At 71.4% G+C, this 14064-nt stretch carries 14 protein-coding genes; 12 read left to right on the top strand and 2 right to left on the bottom strand.

Translation table 11 applies throughout. The annotated features are described in order from the left end of the window. Positions 1–17 precede the first annotated feature (17 nt). From GTZ93_RS01190 to GTZ93_RS01155, 8 genes are all read left to right on the top strand, one after another. Positions 18–1301: a WD40/YVTN/BNR-like repeat-containing protein gene (locus tag GTZ93_RS01190; RefSeq protein WP_257979495.1), complete on the top strand. Its 1284-nt coding sequence runs from the start codon at positions 18–20 to the stop codon at positions 1299–1301. Next, the gene (locus GTZ93_RS01185; protein ID WP_254380198.1) at positions 1298–1948 is read left to right on the top strand and encodes a hypothetical protein; all 651 of its coding nucleotides are present in this window, start codon (positions 1298–1300) and stop codon (positions 1946–1948) included. The genes GTZ93_RS01190 and GTZ93_RS01185 overlap by 4 nt, the downstream gene beginning before the upstream one ends. Further along, positions 1945–3183: a YncE family protein gene (locus tag GTZ93_RS01180; RefSeq protein ID WP_139922912.1), complete on the top strand. Its 1239-nt coding sequence runs from the start codon at positions 1945–1947 to the stop codon at positions 3181–3183. Before GTZ93_RS01185 ends, GTZ93_RS01180 begins: the two co-directional genes overlap by 4 nt. Beyond that, positions 3180–3899, top strand: a complete 720-nt coding sequence (locus GTZ93_RS01175) for a c-type cytochrome (protein WP_139922914.1) — start codon at positions 3180–3182, stop codon at positions 3897–3899. The genes GTZ93_RS01180 and GTZ93_RS01175 overlap by 4 nt, the downstream gene beginning before the upstream one ends. Positions 3900–3924: 25 nt before the next feature. Next, the gene (locus GTZ93_RS01170) at positions 3925–4359 is read left to right on the top strand and encodes a hypothetical protein (RefSeq protein WP_121754226.1); all 435 of its coding nucleotides are present in this window, start codon (positions 3925–3927) and stop codon (positions 4357–4359) included. Between the two features lie 91 nt (positions 4360–4450). Further along, positions 4451–6916 carry a hybrid sensor histidine kinase/response regulator gene (locus GTZ93_RS01165; RefSeq protein WP_139922916.1) on the top strand — a complete coding sequence of 822 codons (2466 nt, stop codon included), beginning with the start codon at positions 4451–4453 and terminating at the stop codon, positions 6914–6916. A 306-nt stretch (positions 6917–7222) separates the two neighbouring features. Next, positions 7223–7981, top strand: coding sequence for a hypothetical protein (locus tag GTZ93_RS01160; RefSeq protein WP_139922918.1), 759 nt, complete (start codon positions 7223–7225; stop codon positions 7979–7981). A gap of 118 nt (positions 7982–8099) precedes the next feature. After that, positions 8100–8504 (top strand): DUF2203 domain-containing protein, encoded by a 405-nt coding sequence (locus GTZ93_RS01155; RefSeq protein WP_120581637.1) that lies wholly within the window; start codon positions 8100–8102, stop codon positions 8502–8504. A gap of 7 nt (positions 8505–8511) precedes the next feature. Here GTZ93_RS01155 and GTZ93_RS01150 read toward each other — a convergent pair whose 3' ends face one another. Further along, complete coding sequence (locus tag GTZ93_RS01150; RefSeq protein WP_139924134.1) at positions 8512–9117, bottom strand: hypothetical protein; 606 nt, start codon at positions 9115–9117, stop codon at positions 8512–8514. A gap of 159 nt (positions 9118–9276) precedes the next feature. On the opposite strand from GTZ93_RS01150, the gene GTZ93_RS01145 reads away from it, so the two are divergent. After that, positions 9277–10203 (top strand): NmrA/HSCARG family protein, encoded by a 927-nt coding sequence (locus tag GTZ93_RS01145; RefSeq protein ID WP_139924136.1) that lies wholly within the window; start codon positions 9277–9279, stop codon positions 10201–10203. A 96-nt stretch (positions 10204–10299) separates the two neighbouring features. Beyond that, positions 10300–11016: a hypothetical protein gene (locus tag GTZ93_RS01140; RefSeq protein ID WP_257979598.1), complete on the top strand. Its 717-nt coding sequence runs from the start codon at positions 10300–10302 to the stop codon at positions 11014–11016. On the opposite strand, the gene GTZ93_RS01135 is transcribed toward GTZ93_RS01140, so the two are convergent. Next, positions 11017–11316, bottom strand: coding sequence for a hypothetical protein (locus tag GTZ93_RS01135; protein WP_167547784.1), 300 nt, complete (start codon positions 11314–11316; stop codon positions 11017–11019). It abuts the gene before it with no gap. Between the two features lie 149 nt (positions 11317–11465). Between GTZ93_RS01135 and GTZ93_RS01130 the strand changes: the two genes are divergently transcribed. Continuing rightward, entirely contained in the window at positions 11466–13007 is a 1542-nt protein-coding gene (locus GTZ93_RS01130) for an FAD-binding oxidoreductase (RefSeq protein WP_139922649.1), read from the top strand. Between the two features lie 117 nt (positions 13008–13124). Continuing rightward, positions 13125–14063 carry a hypothetical protein gene (locus GTZ93_RS01125; protein ID WP_139922644.1) on the top strand — a complete coding sequence of 313 codons (939 nt, stop codon included), beginning with the start codon at positions 13125–13127 and terminating at the stop codon, positions 14061–14063. Position 14064 lies beyond the last annotated feature (1 nt).

The following is a 14064-nucleotide window of genomic DNA, read 5'->3' as shown; positions in this document are numbered from 1 at the left end:
GTTGGAGGGGGGCGGCGGTGGCCGGCCTCCTGGGCTCGGTGAGCTCGGGCGCCGCGTGGGCGCACGCGGGCCTGCCGGAGACGGCCAACGTCACGCTGCGGCGAGGCCACTCCGAGGACTTCTTCGTGGGGGCCACGTTTGGCGCGGTCATCTCGCGCGACAGTGGGCGGACGTGGCGCTGGGTGTGTCCGGATGCCATGGGGTATGGCGGCTGGCGCCCGGAGTCCTTCGTCTGGCGCGAGACAGGGCAAATCCTGGCGGCCACCGGCAACGCGCTGCTGTCCTCGAAGGACGGCGCGTGTTCGTGGTCGTCGCACCCGGCGTTCAAGGACACCTGGGTGACGGGGCTCGCGGCGCACCCCTCGGATGACGCGGTGCTGTACGTGGCCACGGGCCGCTCCACTTCGGCGACCAACGGGGTGTTCCGCTCGGAGGACGGCGGGGAGACGTGGCGGCCGTTGGGGCTCCAGCGCGCGGGGGTCCTCTTCTCCGCCGTGCGCGTGTCCACCGCGGACCCGCGCACGCTCTACGTGTCCGCGTCGGACACGGCGCGCATGTATCTGTTCCGCAGCGACGACGCGGGCGAGACGTGGGAGGAATTGCCGCAGGCCTTCCCGGACCTGGTGCGCCCGTTCGACTTCGTGGTGACGGCGACGGACCCGGTGGAGCCGCACCGCGTCTGGGCGCGCGTGTCCGCGCAGGGCTACACGCACATCCTGCACAGCACGGACGGCGGGCGCACCTTCACCGCGCGCACGGGCGCCGGCATCGACGACGTGTTCATCAACATGGACGTCTCCGCCGACGGCGGCACCGCGTGGGTGTCCACGTACAACTCCTTCTTCCGCAGCCAGGAGGGCGGGGCCTTCTCCAAGCTGGTGCTGCCCACCGGCAACGCGTGCGTGACGCGCGTGGGAGACGTCATCTACGGCTGCGGCTCGCCGTGGCTCCATGACTGGTCGCTGGCGCGCAGCAGCGACGACGGCACCACGTGGGAGCCCCTCTTCAGCCTGGAGCAGATTCAAGGCAGCCATCAGTGCCCGGCGGGAACGCCCGTGCGCGAGCTGTGTCCGTCGCGCTGGCCCCAGCTCGCGGAGACGATTGGCGCGCCGCTCTACCCGGATGGCGTTCCGGACGCCGGCGTGCTGGATGCGGGAGTGCAGCCGGTGGAGGACGCGGGCACGCCCGCCGACCCGAAGCCGAAGCCGTCCTCCGGTTGTGCCGCCGCGCCCGCGGGCATGTTGCTTCCGCTGTTCCTGCTTCCCCTGTTGCGCCGCGGCCGTCGGCGCGAGGCCCCATGACCATGAAGCTGAAGACGTCCCTGCCCTGGAGTACCGCTGCTGTCGCGCTGCTCGCCCTGAGCGCGTGCAATGGCGACGACACCGAGCCCCAGGCCACCGAGTGCGAGGAGCCGCTGTACGCGGGCGGCGCCACGGACGAGGCGTGGCGCACGCTGGTGGATGCGAGGAACCAGCCCCAGGACAGTTCGCGCGCGGTGACGCTCACGTCGCCCGAGTCCCAGCAGGAGTACTGGACGGACCAATCCGCGCCGCTGTGGCAGTGGACGTCTCCGCTGCGCGCGTCGCTGGAACGCCCGGGCCGCACGTCGCCGCTGCTGGAGGGCCGTCCTCGCGAGTCGAAGCGCTCGGTGCTCGCGTGGCTGGGGAACCTGGTGCTGCCCACCGCCGAGGCCCACCTGCCGCCGTACACGGGCGACCTCTACTGGGTGAAGGTCCACGTCGCCGGGCGCGAGTGCCCCATCGTCCAGGTGTTGACGTCGGAGTTGCAGTGGCAACTGGATGACGGCTCCTGGCAGACGGTGAAGGACTCGGCGGGCAAGGCGCTGTCGGTGCAGGTGGTGAGCGCGTACCTGGTGCAGAACCGCATCACGGAGGGGCCGTACACGCTGGGGACTCCGGTGCCCTTCACCATGGGGATGGCCAGGTGAGGCGCGCCGCCTGGCTTTGCGTCCTGGCGCTGGGCGCTTGCACGGAGGCCGAACCGCCGGAGCCGGGCAAGGACGTGCCCGAGCTGACGTACGCGGAGCCCAACCCGTGGACGCGGGGCGGCTCGACGGTGCCGCCTCCGGGGGCTTCCGGGCGATTGCTGGTGACGAACAGCCTGGATGACTCCGTGAGCCTGCTGGACATGGACGGGCTGGGGACGCCGGGCTGGGGCGAGCTGGCGCGCGTGCCGGTGGGGCTCAACCCGGTGGAGTTGGAGGGACCGCACCACACGGCGGTATCGCCAGCTGGCGACTACTACTACGTGGGCATCTCCAACTACGTGCCCGGAGGCGGCTCGGGTCCGCATGGCGCGCATGGGACGGGGACGGCGGACGGCTACTGCCTGAAGGTGAGCGCGAAGGACAACCGCTTGGTGGCGTCCACGCGCGTGGACCGCAACCCGGGGGACGTCATCGTCAGCGCGGACGGGCGCACGCTGTACCAGACGCACTTCGACCTGTTGCGCATCGCGGACGTGGCGCGGAAGGGCGGGCCGGAGGAGGACATGGTCTCGCGCCTGGTCATCCTCGACGCGGAGACGATGACCGTGAAGGAGCGGGTGAAGGTGTGCCCCGCGCCGCACGCGGTGCGCCTGTCCGCGGATGAGCGCACGGCGTACGTGGCGTGCTGGTCGGACGAGGTCGCGGTGGTGGACCTGGCGGCGGCGGGCATGCCGGTGACGCGCGTGAAGGTGGCGGCGGGCTCGGGCACGGCGGTGAGTCCGCGCCATCAGCCATACGCGCTCACGGTGTCGCCCACGACGGGGGACGTGTGGGTCAGCTCGCTCGCGAGCAAGCAGGTGCAGGTGCTGGAGCCCGGGACGCACACGATGAACCCGGAGCGCACGGTGTACCTGCGCGGCTCGCCCATGTTCGGCGCGTTCACGCGGGACGGGCGCACGCTCTACATGCCCTATCAGCAGGAGGACGCGGTGGCGGTCATCGACGCGGCGACGTCCACGGTGCAGCGCACGGTGCAGTTGTCACAGGCGGGATGTCTCAACGTGCACCAGTTCATGCTGACGCCGGACGAGCGCCACGGGCTGGCGGTCTGCGAAGGGGACCACATCGGCCCGGGCACGTTGCACGTCGTGGACCTGACGGAGGGCACGGTGCTGTCCACGGTGCAGATGGGCATCTTCCCGGACTCGGTGAGCCTGTTGCGGGGGCAGCCGTGAGGGGCCTGCGCGCGGGTGTGGCGGCGGTGCTCGCGGGGGTGCTGGCCGGGTGTGGTGGCGAAGAGGGGCCCCAGGCCGCGGCGGACTACGGAGAGGCGCTGTTCCAGGACGCGCGGCTGTCGTCGAGCGAGTACAACAAGTTCTCGTGCGCGACGTGCCACGTGACGACGGCGGAGGTGCCGGCGGGGCGCATCGATTCAGGGCACACGCTGTACAACGTGGCGGCGCGGCCGAGTTGGTGGGGCGGCGACGAGACGCAGCTGCTGGACGCGGTGAACTTCTGCTACGTGAACTTCATGCGCGGCGTGACGAAGCTGGGGGCGGAGGAGCCGCGCTCCCGCGCGCTGTATGAGTACCTGTCGCGGATCAGCCCGGACGCGCAGGCGCCCGCGCTGCCGTTCACGGTGGTGAAGGACATCCAGGACGTGCCCCGGGGCGACGCCACGCGAGGCGAAGCGGTGTACCGGGCGGCGTGCCAGAACTGCCACGGCGCGACGCACACGGGCGAGGGCCGACTGACGGACCTGGCGTCGGTGCTGCCGGAGGTGACTCGCGATTACGACCGGCTCTTCCCGGGCATCCCGCACGCACAGGTTGTCATCGAAAAGGTGCGGCACGGTCCGTTCTTCGGCGTGGGAGGCAACATGCCGCTCTACAGCACGGAGGCCCTGTCCGACGCGGACCTGGGTGCGCTGCTCATGTATCTGGGACTTTGATGCGGATCCCCACGCTCTGGCTGCCATGACGCTGCGTGGATTGCGCGCGCTCGGACTCGGGCTCCTGGGTCTTGGGCTGAGTGGGTGCGGCCTGCTCGGCTACCACAAGCTCCCTGTGGCTCCTCGTGCGCCTGAAGAAGAAGCGGCTCGGGTTCACTTCCCGGAGTCCTTCGACAATGCCACCCATCTTTCAGGGCCCATGCTGGAGGCCCTGAGCCTGGCACTGAACGACTTCCTTCCACCGGGTCGGAAGGTCCAGACCAATGCACGCGATCCGCGCATCGCGGAGTGTCTGTCACGCCGCGACACCTACGAGACGCGTGTGCTCCGCTCCGAGGAGGGATTGTTCTTCATCTCCTTCATTCCGGATCTGTCGCGCTGCGGCCTGGATGCGGAGATCCTGGATGGAGGCGCGGTCTATTGCGTGGATGCTCAGGGCCGCATCGTCACCGTGCGATGAAGCCGCCTGACCGCTGCGCAGGCAAGGAGGGCAGCGCAGGACATCCCGCCCCTGCCCATGCGAGCCCGGCCGCCGCACCTCAAGAACATTCATGTCTTCGTCGGGTCCACAGGAGCACGGCCCTTCATCTGAAGAGCCTCTGCCCACGAGGGGCCGGTCCCCTGCGTCCCTGGCCGAGCTGCTGAACACCGAACGCGAGGCGCTCCTGGAGGACTGGTGCGCCCGGGTGTCGCCTCTCTTCACCACCCTGCGCCTGTCACAAGAGCAGCTCGTTGACGCCCTGCCCGCCCTGCTCGATGAGCTCCACACCACGCTCGTGGACGCGGAGGAGGGCGCGGACGGCCTTCCCCCGCTCCACCACAGCGAGGCCGCTGGAGCACACGGCCGGCAGCGCCTGCGCCTGGGCGCGGACGTGTCCCTCGTCACGCGCGAATACGCCCTCCTGCGCGACTGCATCCTGTCGCGCGCCGAGCGCACCGACGTGGACGTGCCGCTGCATCAACTGCGCGTGCTCAGCGCCAGCATCGACAACGCGCTGGCCCAGGCCGTCATCCCGTTCGCGTTCGACAGCGCCGAGCGTCGCCACATCGAGGTCGAGGAGCGCGAGCGCTTCTTCCAGCTGTCCCCGGACATGTTCTGCATCGCGGGCCTGGATGGGTACTTCAAGCGCGTGAACACGTACTTCGTCAGCGTGCTCGGGTGGAGCGAAGCGGAGCTCTACCAGCACCCCTTCATGGACCTCATCCACCCCGATGACCGGGCGTCCACCCAGGAGGAGATGCGCAAGCTGGCCCACGGCATCCCCACCCTGCGCTTCCAGAACCGCTTCCGCACCCGCGACGGCCGCTACCGGTGGCTCGCGTGGGCCTCCCGCCCCGCGCCCGAGCTGGGCCTCATCTACGCCGCCGCGCGCGACATCACCGAACAGAAGACCGTGGCCCAGGAACGCGAACAACTGCTGGAGGTCGTGCGCGACAGCGAGGCCCGCTTCCGCAACATGGCGGACCACGCCCCCGTCATGCTCTGGGTGACGGACGTGCAAGGCGCCACGACGTACATGAACCGGGGCTGGTACGCCTTCACCGGCCAGACCGAGGCCACGGGCCTGGGCTTCGGCTGGTTCGACGCCATCCACCCCGACGACCTGGAGCGCACCCAGCGGACCTTCACGGAGTCCAACGCCGCCCGCCAGCCCTTCCGCCTGGACTACCGCCTGCGCGGCACGGATGGACATTACCGGTGGGCCGTGGACACCGGCTCGCCCCGCTTCGACGCGGACGGACACTTCCTGGGCTACATCGGCAGCGTCATCGACATCTCCGACCGCAAGCAGGCGGAGGTGGAACGCGAGGCCCTGCTCGCACGCGAGAGCGCCGCGCGCCGCGAGGCCGAAGAGGCCAACCAGCTCAAGGACGAGTTCCTCGCCACCATCAGCCATGAGCTGCGCACGCCCCTCACGGCCATCCTCGGCTGGGTGCAGCTCCTGCGCACCGGCACCCTGCCCGCCCCCCGCCAGGAGCGCGCGCTGGAGACCATCGAGCGCAACGCGCGCGCGCAGGGACAGCTCATCGAGGACCTGCTCGACGTCAGCCGCATCGTGTCCGGCAAGCTCAAACTGGACGTGTCGCCCGTGGACCTGTCCGCGGTGGTGCAGCAGGCGCTCGAGTCCGTGCAGCCAGCTGCGGACGCGCGCCGCATCGAGGTAAGGGCCACGGTGGACACCACCAGCAGCGTCATGGGCGATCCGCACCGGCTCCAGCAGGTGGTGTGGAACCTGCTGTCCAACGCGGTGAAGTTCACGCCCAAGGGCGGCCACGTGCGGCTGGTGGTGTCGCGGCGCGACTCCATCGTGGAGCTCACCGTGGAGGACACCGGCCAGGGCATCTCCGAGGCCTTCCTCTCCCACGTCTTCGAGCGCTTCCGTCAGGCCGACAGCGGCAGCACGCGAAAGACGGGCGGGCTGGGACTGGGGTTGTCCATCGTGCGCCACATCGTGGAGATGCACGGCGGCACCGTCTCCGCCGCCAGCGACGGCGAGGGCCGGGGCGCCACCTTCACCGTGCGGCTGCCCCTGTCCGTCACGCAGCGGCGCGACCCCGCCATGCCGCCGTCGCCGAAACCTCCCGCGGCGGAGCGGCTGCCCTCGCCCCCGCCGGAGCTGGGCGGCGTGCGGGTGCTCGTGGTGGATGACGAGGAGGACGCGCGCGAGCTGTTGCGCACGCTCCTGGAGGACAGCGGCGCCCGGGTGGTGACCGCGGGCTCCGCGCTGGAGGGACTCCAGGTGCTCCAGGCGGAGCATCCGGACGTGCTCGTCTCCGACATCGGCATGCCGGTCACGGACGGCTACGGCTTCATCGAGCGCGTGCGCGCGCTGTCCGCCGAGAAGGGCGGCCACACCCCGGCGGTGGCCATCACCGCCTATGCCCGCTCGGAGGACCGCACCCGCGTGCTGCGCGCCGGCTTCCAGAGCCACGTGCCCAAGCCGGTGGAGCCCGGGGAGCTGCTCGCCGTCATCGCCTCGCTCGCGGACCGGTACCCCGCGCTTCCGAAGGCGTGACGGCCGTCCCCCGTGGAACGCCCGCCGCTGACGAACGCGACCTCGCGGCCCAGGCCGGTCCGACTGTCGGACAGGTTCGTGCGGCGCGGCGCGGACGGGGTGCCCCCGCCTGGGGCTCGAATCTCGCACCAGGGGCGCCGCATCCACGCCGAAGGCCTCGCGGCCACTGGACGCGCACCGCGATCGAGGCCGCTCAGCCCGCGGCCCGCGTAGGACGCCGGACACGGCGCCACGCATCCTCCTGGCCATCGGGCCGGGGCAGGGCTTACCTTTCCCCCAATGCGTCCGCCGCCCGGACAACTGGCGATGTTCGACGCCCCGGCGCCCGGGCGTGAGCCGGAGCGTTCGCGGCTGCCCTCGCGCGAGGACGCGCTGCCCCGGGCCGCGGACCTGGCCCGGCGCGTGTCCGCCCTGCTGGGCCAGCCCGTGCACCTGCGCCTCACGGACAACCGCGCCACCCTGGTGAGCTACCGCCGCCTCCCCGAAGGCGTGCGCCTGCGCTTGCACCACCTCTTCCTGGACGCACCCGACACCGTGGTGCGCGCCCTGGCCCTCTACGTGTCCGGCGACACCGCCGCCGGCGAGGTGCTGGAGGCCTTCAGCCACGCCCACCACGGCCAGGTGCGCCGGGAGCGCAGGCCCGGCGCCCCGCTGCGCACTCGCGGCCGTTGCTTCGACCTCAAGGCCGTCCACGCCCGGCTGGGCGCGGCGTACTTCGACGGGCGCGTGCACGCCGTGGAGGTGGGCTGGGCCCGCCGCCCCGCCCGCCGCACCCGCCGCACCATCCACCTGGGCGGCTACGACGCGCGCCTGCGCGAGGTGCGCGTCCACCCCGCGCTGGACCGCCCCTCCGTGCCCGCCTTCGTCGTGGACTTCATCGTCTTCCACGCCCTGCTGCACGCGGACCTCGCCGCCACCGACGCCGGCCCCGACGCCCACGACGACGCCGGCCGCTGCGCCGCGGAACACACCCCCGCCTTCGTCGCGCGCGAGGCCGCCTTCCCCCTGCGCGAAGCCGCCTGGCGCTGGCTCCTGGAAAACCTGTCATCGCTGCGGCGCGGGTGACCGCCCGTCCCACCCGCTGCCATGTTTCAGACATGTCACGGCCGCCGTGACACACCCTCCCGCCCCCACCCCGAAGGGAGTGGCCTGCGGAGGGCTCACACTGCATGCTGTCTCCTCGATGCGCTTTTTCAGCGTGGAAGAGGCCAGCCGGCTGGTGCCGTTGCTGACGAAGACCTTCGGGCGCGTGCGCCCCTGGGTGGAGCGCGTGCAGAAGCTGGCGGAGGTGCTGGACGGCCCGGAGGCTCCGCCCGACACCCTCGAGGTGCGCTCCTTCCGAGAGGAGCGCGACGAGCTGCTGGAGCGCATCCGCGGTGAGCTGGGCCCGCTCCAGGAGATGGGCCTGGAGATAAAGGGCGCGGACGGCCTGGTGGACTTCCACGCGCGGCGCGGCGAGGAGCCCGTGTACCTCTGCTGGCGCTACGGCGAGAACGCCGTGGCGCACTGGCATGACTTGAAGGCCGGCTTCTCCGGACGCCGCCCCATCGACAGCCCGGACGACTTCGAGCCCACCTACCTCAGCTGAAACACCCTCACTTCGACAGGCTCTGGTGCAACAGGCCCAGCTTGTTGCGCGCGGAGAGCAGCTGCTGTCGCAGCGAATCCGCCTGCCGGCCGATGTCGGTGAACTTCGCCTCCTCCGCCGCGAGAGTCAGCGTGGCCGCGTCGTCCGCCACCTCCGCCATGCGCGCCTGGAGCGCGGTGAAGACCTCCGTGAGCCGCGTGTCCTCCTCCGCCGTGCGCGTGGCCTGCTGGCGCAGCGCCGCGAACTCCTGCATGCGCCCGTTGAGGTCCGCCGCGCTCTGCCCCAGCGCCCCGTAGCGCGTGAGCAGCTCCTTGAACACCTCCGTGCGCTGCTGCAGCTCCTGCGCGCACACGTTGACCGCGTCCGCCTGCGCCTGCTGCCGGTTGCGCACCCCGGTGATGGCCTGCACCAGCGCGCCCACGCGCATCCGCAGCGCGTCGTCCAGGTCCGCCAGGTCCTTGAGCGTCTTCGACGCGCGCTCCAGGTGCTTCTCCGATGTCAGGGGCGCCTCCTTCAGCTGCTCCGACAGCGCCTCGAAGCGCAGCAGCTCTGCGTCGAGCGACTGTGCGGCGGAGACCAGCTCGGAGGACGGGGGCGTGTCACGCTTGCTCATGGGGCCGGGAGGATGCCATGCCGCCTGTCCCTCCCTTCCGGTCGCCTGCCTGCCTCGGGAGCCTGTGCTCGGGGGAGGACACTGCGGCTTCCAGACCTCGCCAATGGAAGGGAGCGTCTCCAGCTTTCCGTGACACGTCGCGTCCGGAGGTCTGAAGCCATGCCCGTGGATTTCTCCATCACCGTGCTCGTCACTGGCGCCACCGGCCAGCAGGGCGGTGCCGTCCTCCGCAAGCTCGCCGACCGGGGGCACCACGTGGTGGCGCTGGTGCGGGACGCGGACGCTCCGGCCGCCCGCGCCCTGCGCAGGCCCGGCGTCACCCTGGCCCAGGGCGACTTCGACGACCCCGTCTCGCTGGAGAGCGCCATGCGCGGCGTGGACGCCGTCTACGCCATGGCCACGCCCTTCGGCGCGGGCGGCGTGGACGCGGAGGTCCAGCACGGCAAGAACCTGGCGGACGCGGCGAAGCGCGCCAGCGTGCGGCACTTCGTGTACTCGTCCGTGGCGGGCGCGTCGGAGCTCACCGGCATCCCGCACTTCGACAGCAAGCACGCCGTGGAGCTGTACCTGCGGCGGCGGGACATGCCCTTCACCATCCTGGGCCCCACCTTCTTCATGGAGAACCTCCTCCAGCGGCCCACGCGCGACATGCTGGCGGCGGGGAAGCTGGCCCTGGGGCTGCCCGCGACGCGCGGCCTCCAGATGGTCGCGGTGGAGGACCTGGCCGGCTTCGCGATGCACGTGCTGGGAGACCCGGAGCGCTTCATCGGCGAGCGCATCGAAGTTGCCTCCGACGAGGTGACGGGCCAGCAGGCCGCCGCGCTGCTCTCCATGGTGAGCGGCCACCGCATCAATTTCGAACAGATTCCCCTGGATCAACTCCAACAGCAGAGCGAGGACCTGGCGGCCATGTTCGAGTGGCTGGACCGGGTGGGCTACCACGCGGACATCCTCACCCTGCGCAACAGCCACCTGCGCGTGAGCTGGCAGACCTTCGAGACCTGGGCGCGCCATCAGGACTGGGACTTCGTCAACGCGCCCGCCTGGCCCGCCACCGCCGCCGAGCCGGTGACGCCCCAGCCGTAGAGTCCCCGGCCGCCGGCCCCCCCTCCGGGTGGGAGCACGAGGCATGTCATGCCCTGAACGCCGCACGCCCTACCTTGAAGTACGAGGAGGCATACGATGCGTGAAGCATTGGGAGTGGGGGCCCTGGGGTTGATGCTGATGGCGGGCTGCGCGGCGGAGACGAAGCTGCGGCCCGTGCCAGAAGCGGGAGTCCTCCAGGGCGGCAAGAGCAGCGCCATCAAGGAACAGGAGGGCGTGCGGCTCACAGCCGACGGCTCGGCCTGGAAGGGCTCACCGTCCGACCTGGAGCGCCGGGTCACCCCTGTCTACGTCCGGCTGGAGAACAATGGGGACCGCCCGCTCCGCCTCCAGTACAAGGACTTCGCGCTGGTGGGCCAGGAGACGCACTTCCGCTACAGCGCGCTGCCGCCCCTGTCGCTGCGGCAGGCCACGTCCTCGAATGAGTCGGAAGCGCCCGCGCGCATCAGCCCGGTGATGTACCCCGGGGGCAGGGCGTGGGCGGGCGGCGGCTACGGCTACGGGCCCTGGCGCGGCGGCTGGGGACCAGGCTGGTACGGAGGGCCCTGGGGCTGGGGAGGCAACTTCTACGGGGGGCCGTACTACTACGATCCGCCACTGCCCACCGCGGACATGCTCAACAACGCACTGCCGGAGGGCACACTGGAGCCCGGCGGCACGCAGGAGGGCTTCCTCTACTTCCAGGGCGTGGCCCACCGGGAGGACGCGGTGACGCTCCAGTTGAACCTGGTGGACGCGGAATCAGGGGCGCCGTTCGGTTCGCTCGGCATCCCCTTCCAGGTGAGCACGAAGTAGCTAGTGCAGCAGCGTGCTGGGCGGCGCGTAGGGGGAGCGCCCCCCGTCGTGCGCCAGGTCGAGCAGCGGTGCGTCCTCCGGCTGCCCCAGCGCGCGCCGCACGTCCGCGCCCTTCACGGGCAGGCCCATCAACGGCCCCACCAGGAACAAGTCCAGCGCGCCGGTCAGCAGCGGCAGCAGGCCCGTCAGCGCCACCAGCGCGCCCCGGGGCGTGCCCGTGCCCAGCCCGCCCAGGACCATGCCCGTGCCCGCCAGAATCCGAATCCACCGTCCGTTGCGCGAATTGATGAAGCCGACCATGAACACCTCCCCACGCCGAAGATGAACACGCGGAAGGGAGCGACCACGGCCGGTGTCCACCCGGCGACCCTCCCCGCCCGGGGCCCGCCCGCCCGCTCGGCGTCCGGGGAGCCAGCGGGGGGACGCCCGCGCGGGCATACTGCGGCCCCGTGAGCGAGACCGAAGCGAAGGCCCCCACCCACCCCGGTGACCTGCGAGCGGCCCTGGCCGCGTGGCGGGAGGCCGTGGGCGAAGCGCACGTCATCCTGGAACCCGAAGCGCTGGAGGCCGCCCAGACGGCCACCTTCGCCACCACCCAGCGCATCCCCGCCATCGTGCGGCCGGCGGACACGGCGCAAGTGCAGGCGTGCCTGCGCATCGCCAGCGAGCACCGCGTGCCGGTGTACCCGGTGAGCGCCGGCCGCAACTGGGGCTACGGCTCGCGCGTGCCTCCCGGCGACGGCAGCGTGCTGCTGGACCTGGGGCGCATGAACCGCATCCTCGCGCACGACGAACAGCTCGCGTACCTCACCGTGGAGCCCGGCGTGACGTTCCGCCAGGCCTACGAGTACCTGCGAGACAAGGGCTCCTCCACGTTCATCACCACCATCGGCGGGTCGCCGGACGCGAGCATGGTGGGCAACGCGCTGGAGCGCGGTGACGGGGCCGGTCCCAACGCGGACATCTTCCAGCACGTGTGCGCGCTGGAGGCCGTGCTCCCCACGGGCGAGCGCGTGGAGACGGGCCACGCGCGCTTCCCCGGCGCCCGCTCCGCCCCGGTGTTCCGCTGGGGCCTGGGCCCGGTGCTGGACGGCCTCTTCAGCCAGTCGTCACTGGGAGTGGTGACGCGGATGACGTTCTGGCTGGCGCGCAAGCAGCCCTGGCTGCGCGACTTCTTCTGCGCCGTGAACGACGACGCCCAGCTCTGGGACATGGTGGACCGGCTCCAGGCCCTGGCCCTGGACGGCACGCTCAAGGGCAGCTTCTTCTTCTGGAACGACATCAAGGCCTACAGCATCACCCAGCAATTCCCCTACCCCTCCGTGGGCCGGGCGCCGCTGCCGGACTGGGCCCGCGAGAAGCTCCGCGAGGGCTTTGGCCGCTGGGCCATCAGCGGCACCCTCATCGCCCCGGACGCGGAGATGGGCGCCCTCTTGGAGAAGCGGCTCGCACGCGCCGTGGAAGGCGCCTTCCGCCCCCTGTCCTTCGGCCCGGTGGCCCCCTTCGGCGAGGGCACGCTCCAGGGCGTCCCCACCGAAACCAACCTCGCCATGGCCTACTGGCGAAAGCGCACGCCCAAGCCGGAGGATCCGCACCCGGACCGCGACCGCTGCGGCTTCATCTGGTGCTCCGTCGCCGTCCCCTTCACTGGCCCGGAGGCGAAGCGCGCCACGGACATCGCCGACCGCGTTCCCCGCCTCTTCGGGTTCGAACCCAACCTGGCGCTCCTCGCCCACTCCCCGCGCTGCGTCTACCTGGTCACCGCGCTCGCCTATGACCGGGACGTCCGCGGCGAGGACGCCCGCGCCCAGGCCTGCTACCGCGCCCTCTCCCGAGAACTGGCGGACGCGGGGTACCACCTGACCCGAGCCGGACTCCAGGCGCAGGACGCCGCACCGCCCGTGCGGGACGACTCCGCGGAGGTGCGAAAGCGGCTGAAGGCGGCGTTCGACCCAGAGGGAATCCTGGCTCCCGGGAGATCCGAGCCCTGAGGGCGCGGCGGATCAGAAAGAAAAAAGAGGAGCGGAAACTTTCTCGGGTGCGCCCCCGATACTCTCTCAAGTCACAAGATTTCCCACCGCGCATCGCGCCCGCCGGAGCCCCCTTCCATGGCCATCGAGACCAACCGCTACCGCCCCGTGTTCCGGAACCCCACGACGCCCGCTCCGGCCAACGGGACGCAGGTGCGCCGCGAGGTGCAGGCCCAGACGCAGAACCGGGCCCAGGGCGAGGCGACCATCGACCTGAACCGTGGCGTGCAGGGCAACCGCGTCACCACCAGCAACCAGGCCAACCCCAGCACCACGACGGACATCCAGAAGCAGCTGGAGACCAGCCGCTTCGACCAGACGGTGGCCTCCGGTGAGTGGAACAAGAGCTGGACCGCGGCTTCCGGCTCCCACACCTCCGGTGACGTGAACGGCAACTTCCACAACACCGTGGAAGGCCAGGCGCTGACGGCGGACGTGTCCGCGCAGGGCAACGTCTCCATCGACCCGCTGCACGGCAAGATTGGCGCCGAGGGCTCCGTCGACGTGAAGGCGGACCTGGTGCGCGGCTCCGTGGAAGGCCACGTGGACAGCGCCGTGGGCCGCACCGAGTGGGGCGCGGAGGGCAACGTGGGCGCCGAGGCGACCGCCACGGGCCAGGTGGTGCTGGACCCGCTGCACGGCCAGGCCGCTGCCTCCGTGCACGGTGAGGCCTTCGCCGGCGCCCGCGCCAGCGCGGAAGTCACGCAGGAGATTGGCCCCGCGACCGTCACGGCCGGCGCGGAAGCCTTCGCCGGCATCGGCGTGGAGTTCGAGGCCAACGTCGGCCTGAAGGACGGCAAGCTGTCCGCCAACTTCGACGTGGGCGCGGCGCTGGGCATCGGCGCCAGCGTGGAGTTCGGCTTCTCCGTCGACGTGGGCAAGGTCGGCGACGCCGCCAAGGCCGCCGTCGAGGGCGTGGGCAACGCGGTGCAGAACGTCGGCGAGGGCATCAAGAACGTCGGCGAGGGCATCAAGAACGTCGGTGAAGGCATCAAGGACGCGCTGAGCAAGTGGTAGT

Source organism: Corallococcus exiguus, assembly GCF_009909105.1.
Taxonomy (GTDB): Bacteria; Myxococcota; Myxococcia; order Myxococcales; family Myxococcaceae; genus Corallococcus; species Corallococcus exiguus.
The sequence above is the reverse complement of the archived record's forward strand: the minus strand, read 5'-3'. Positions and strand labels throughout refer to the sequence as shown.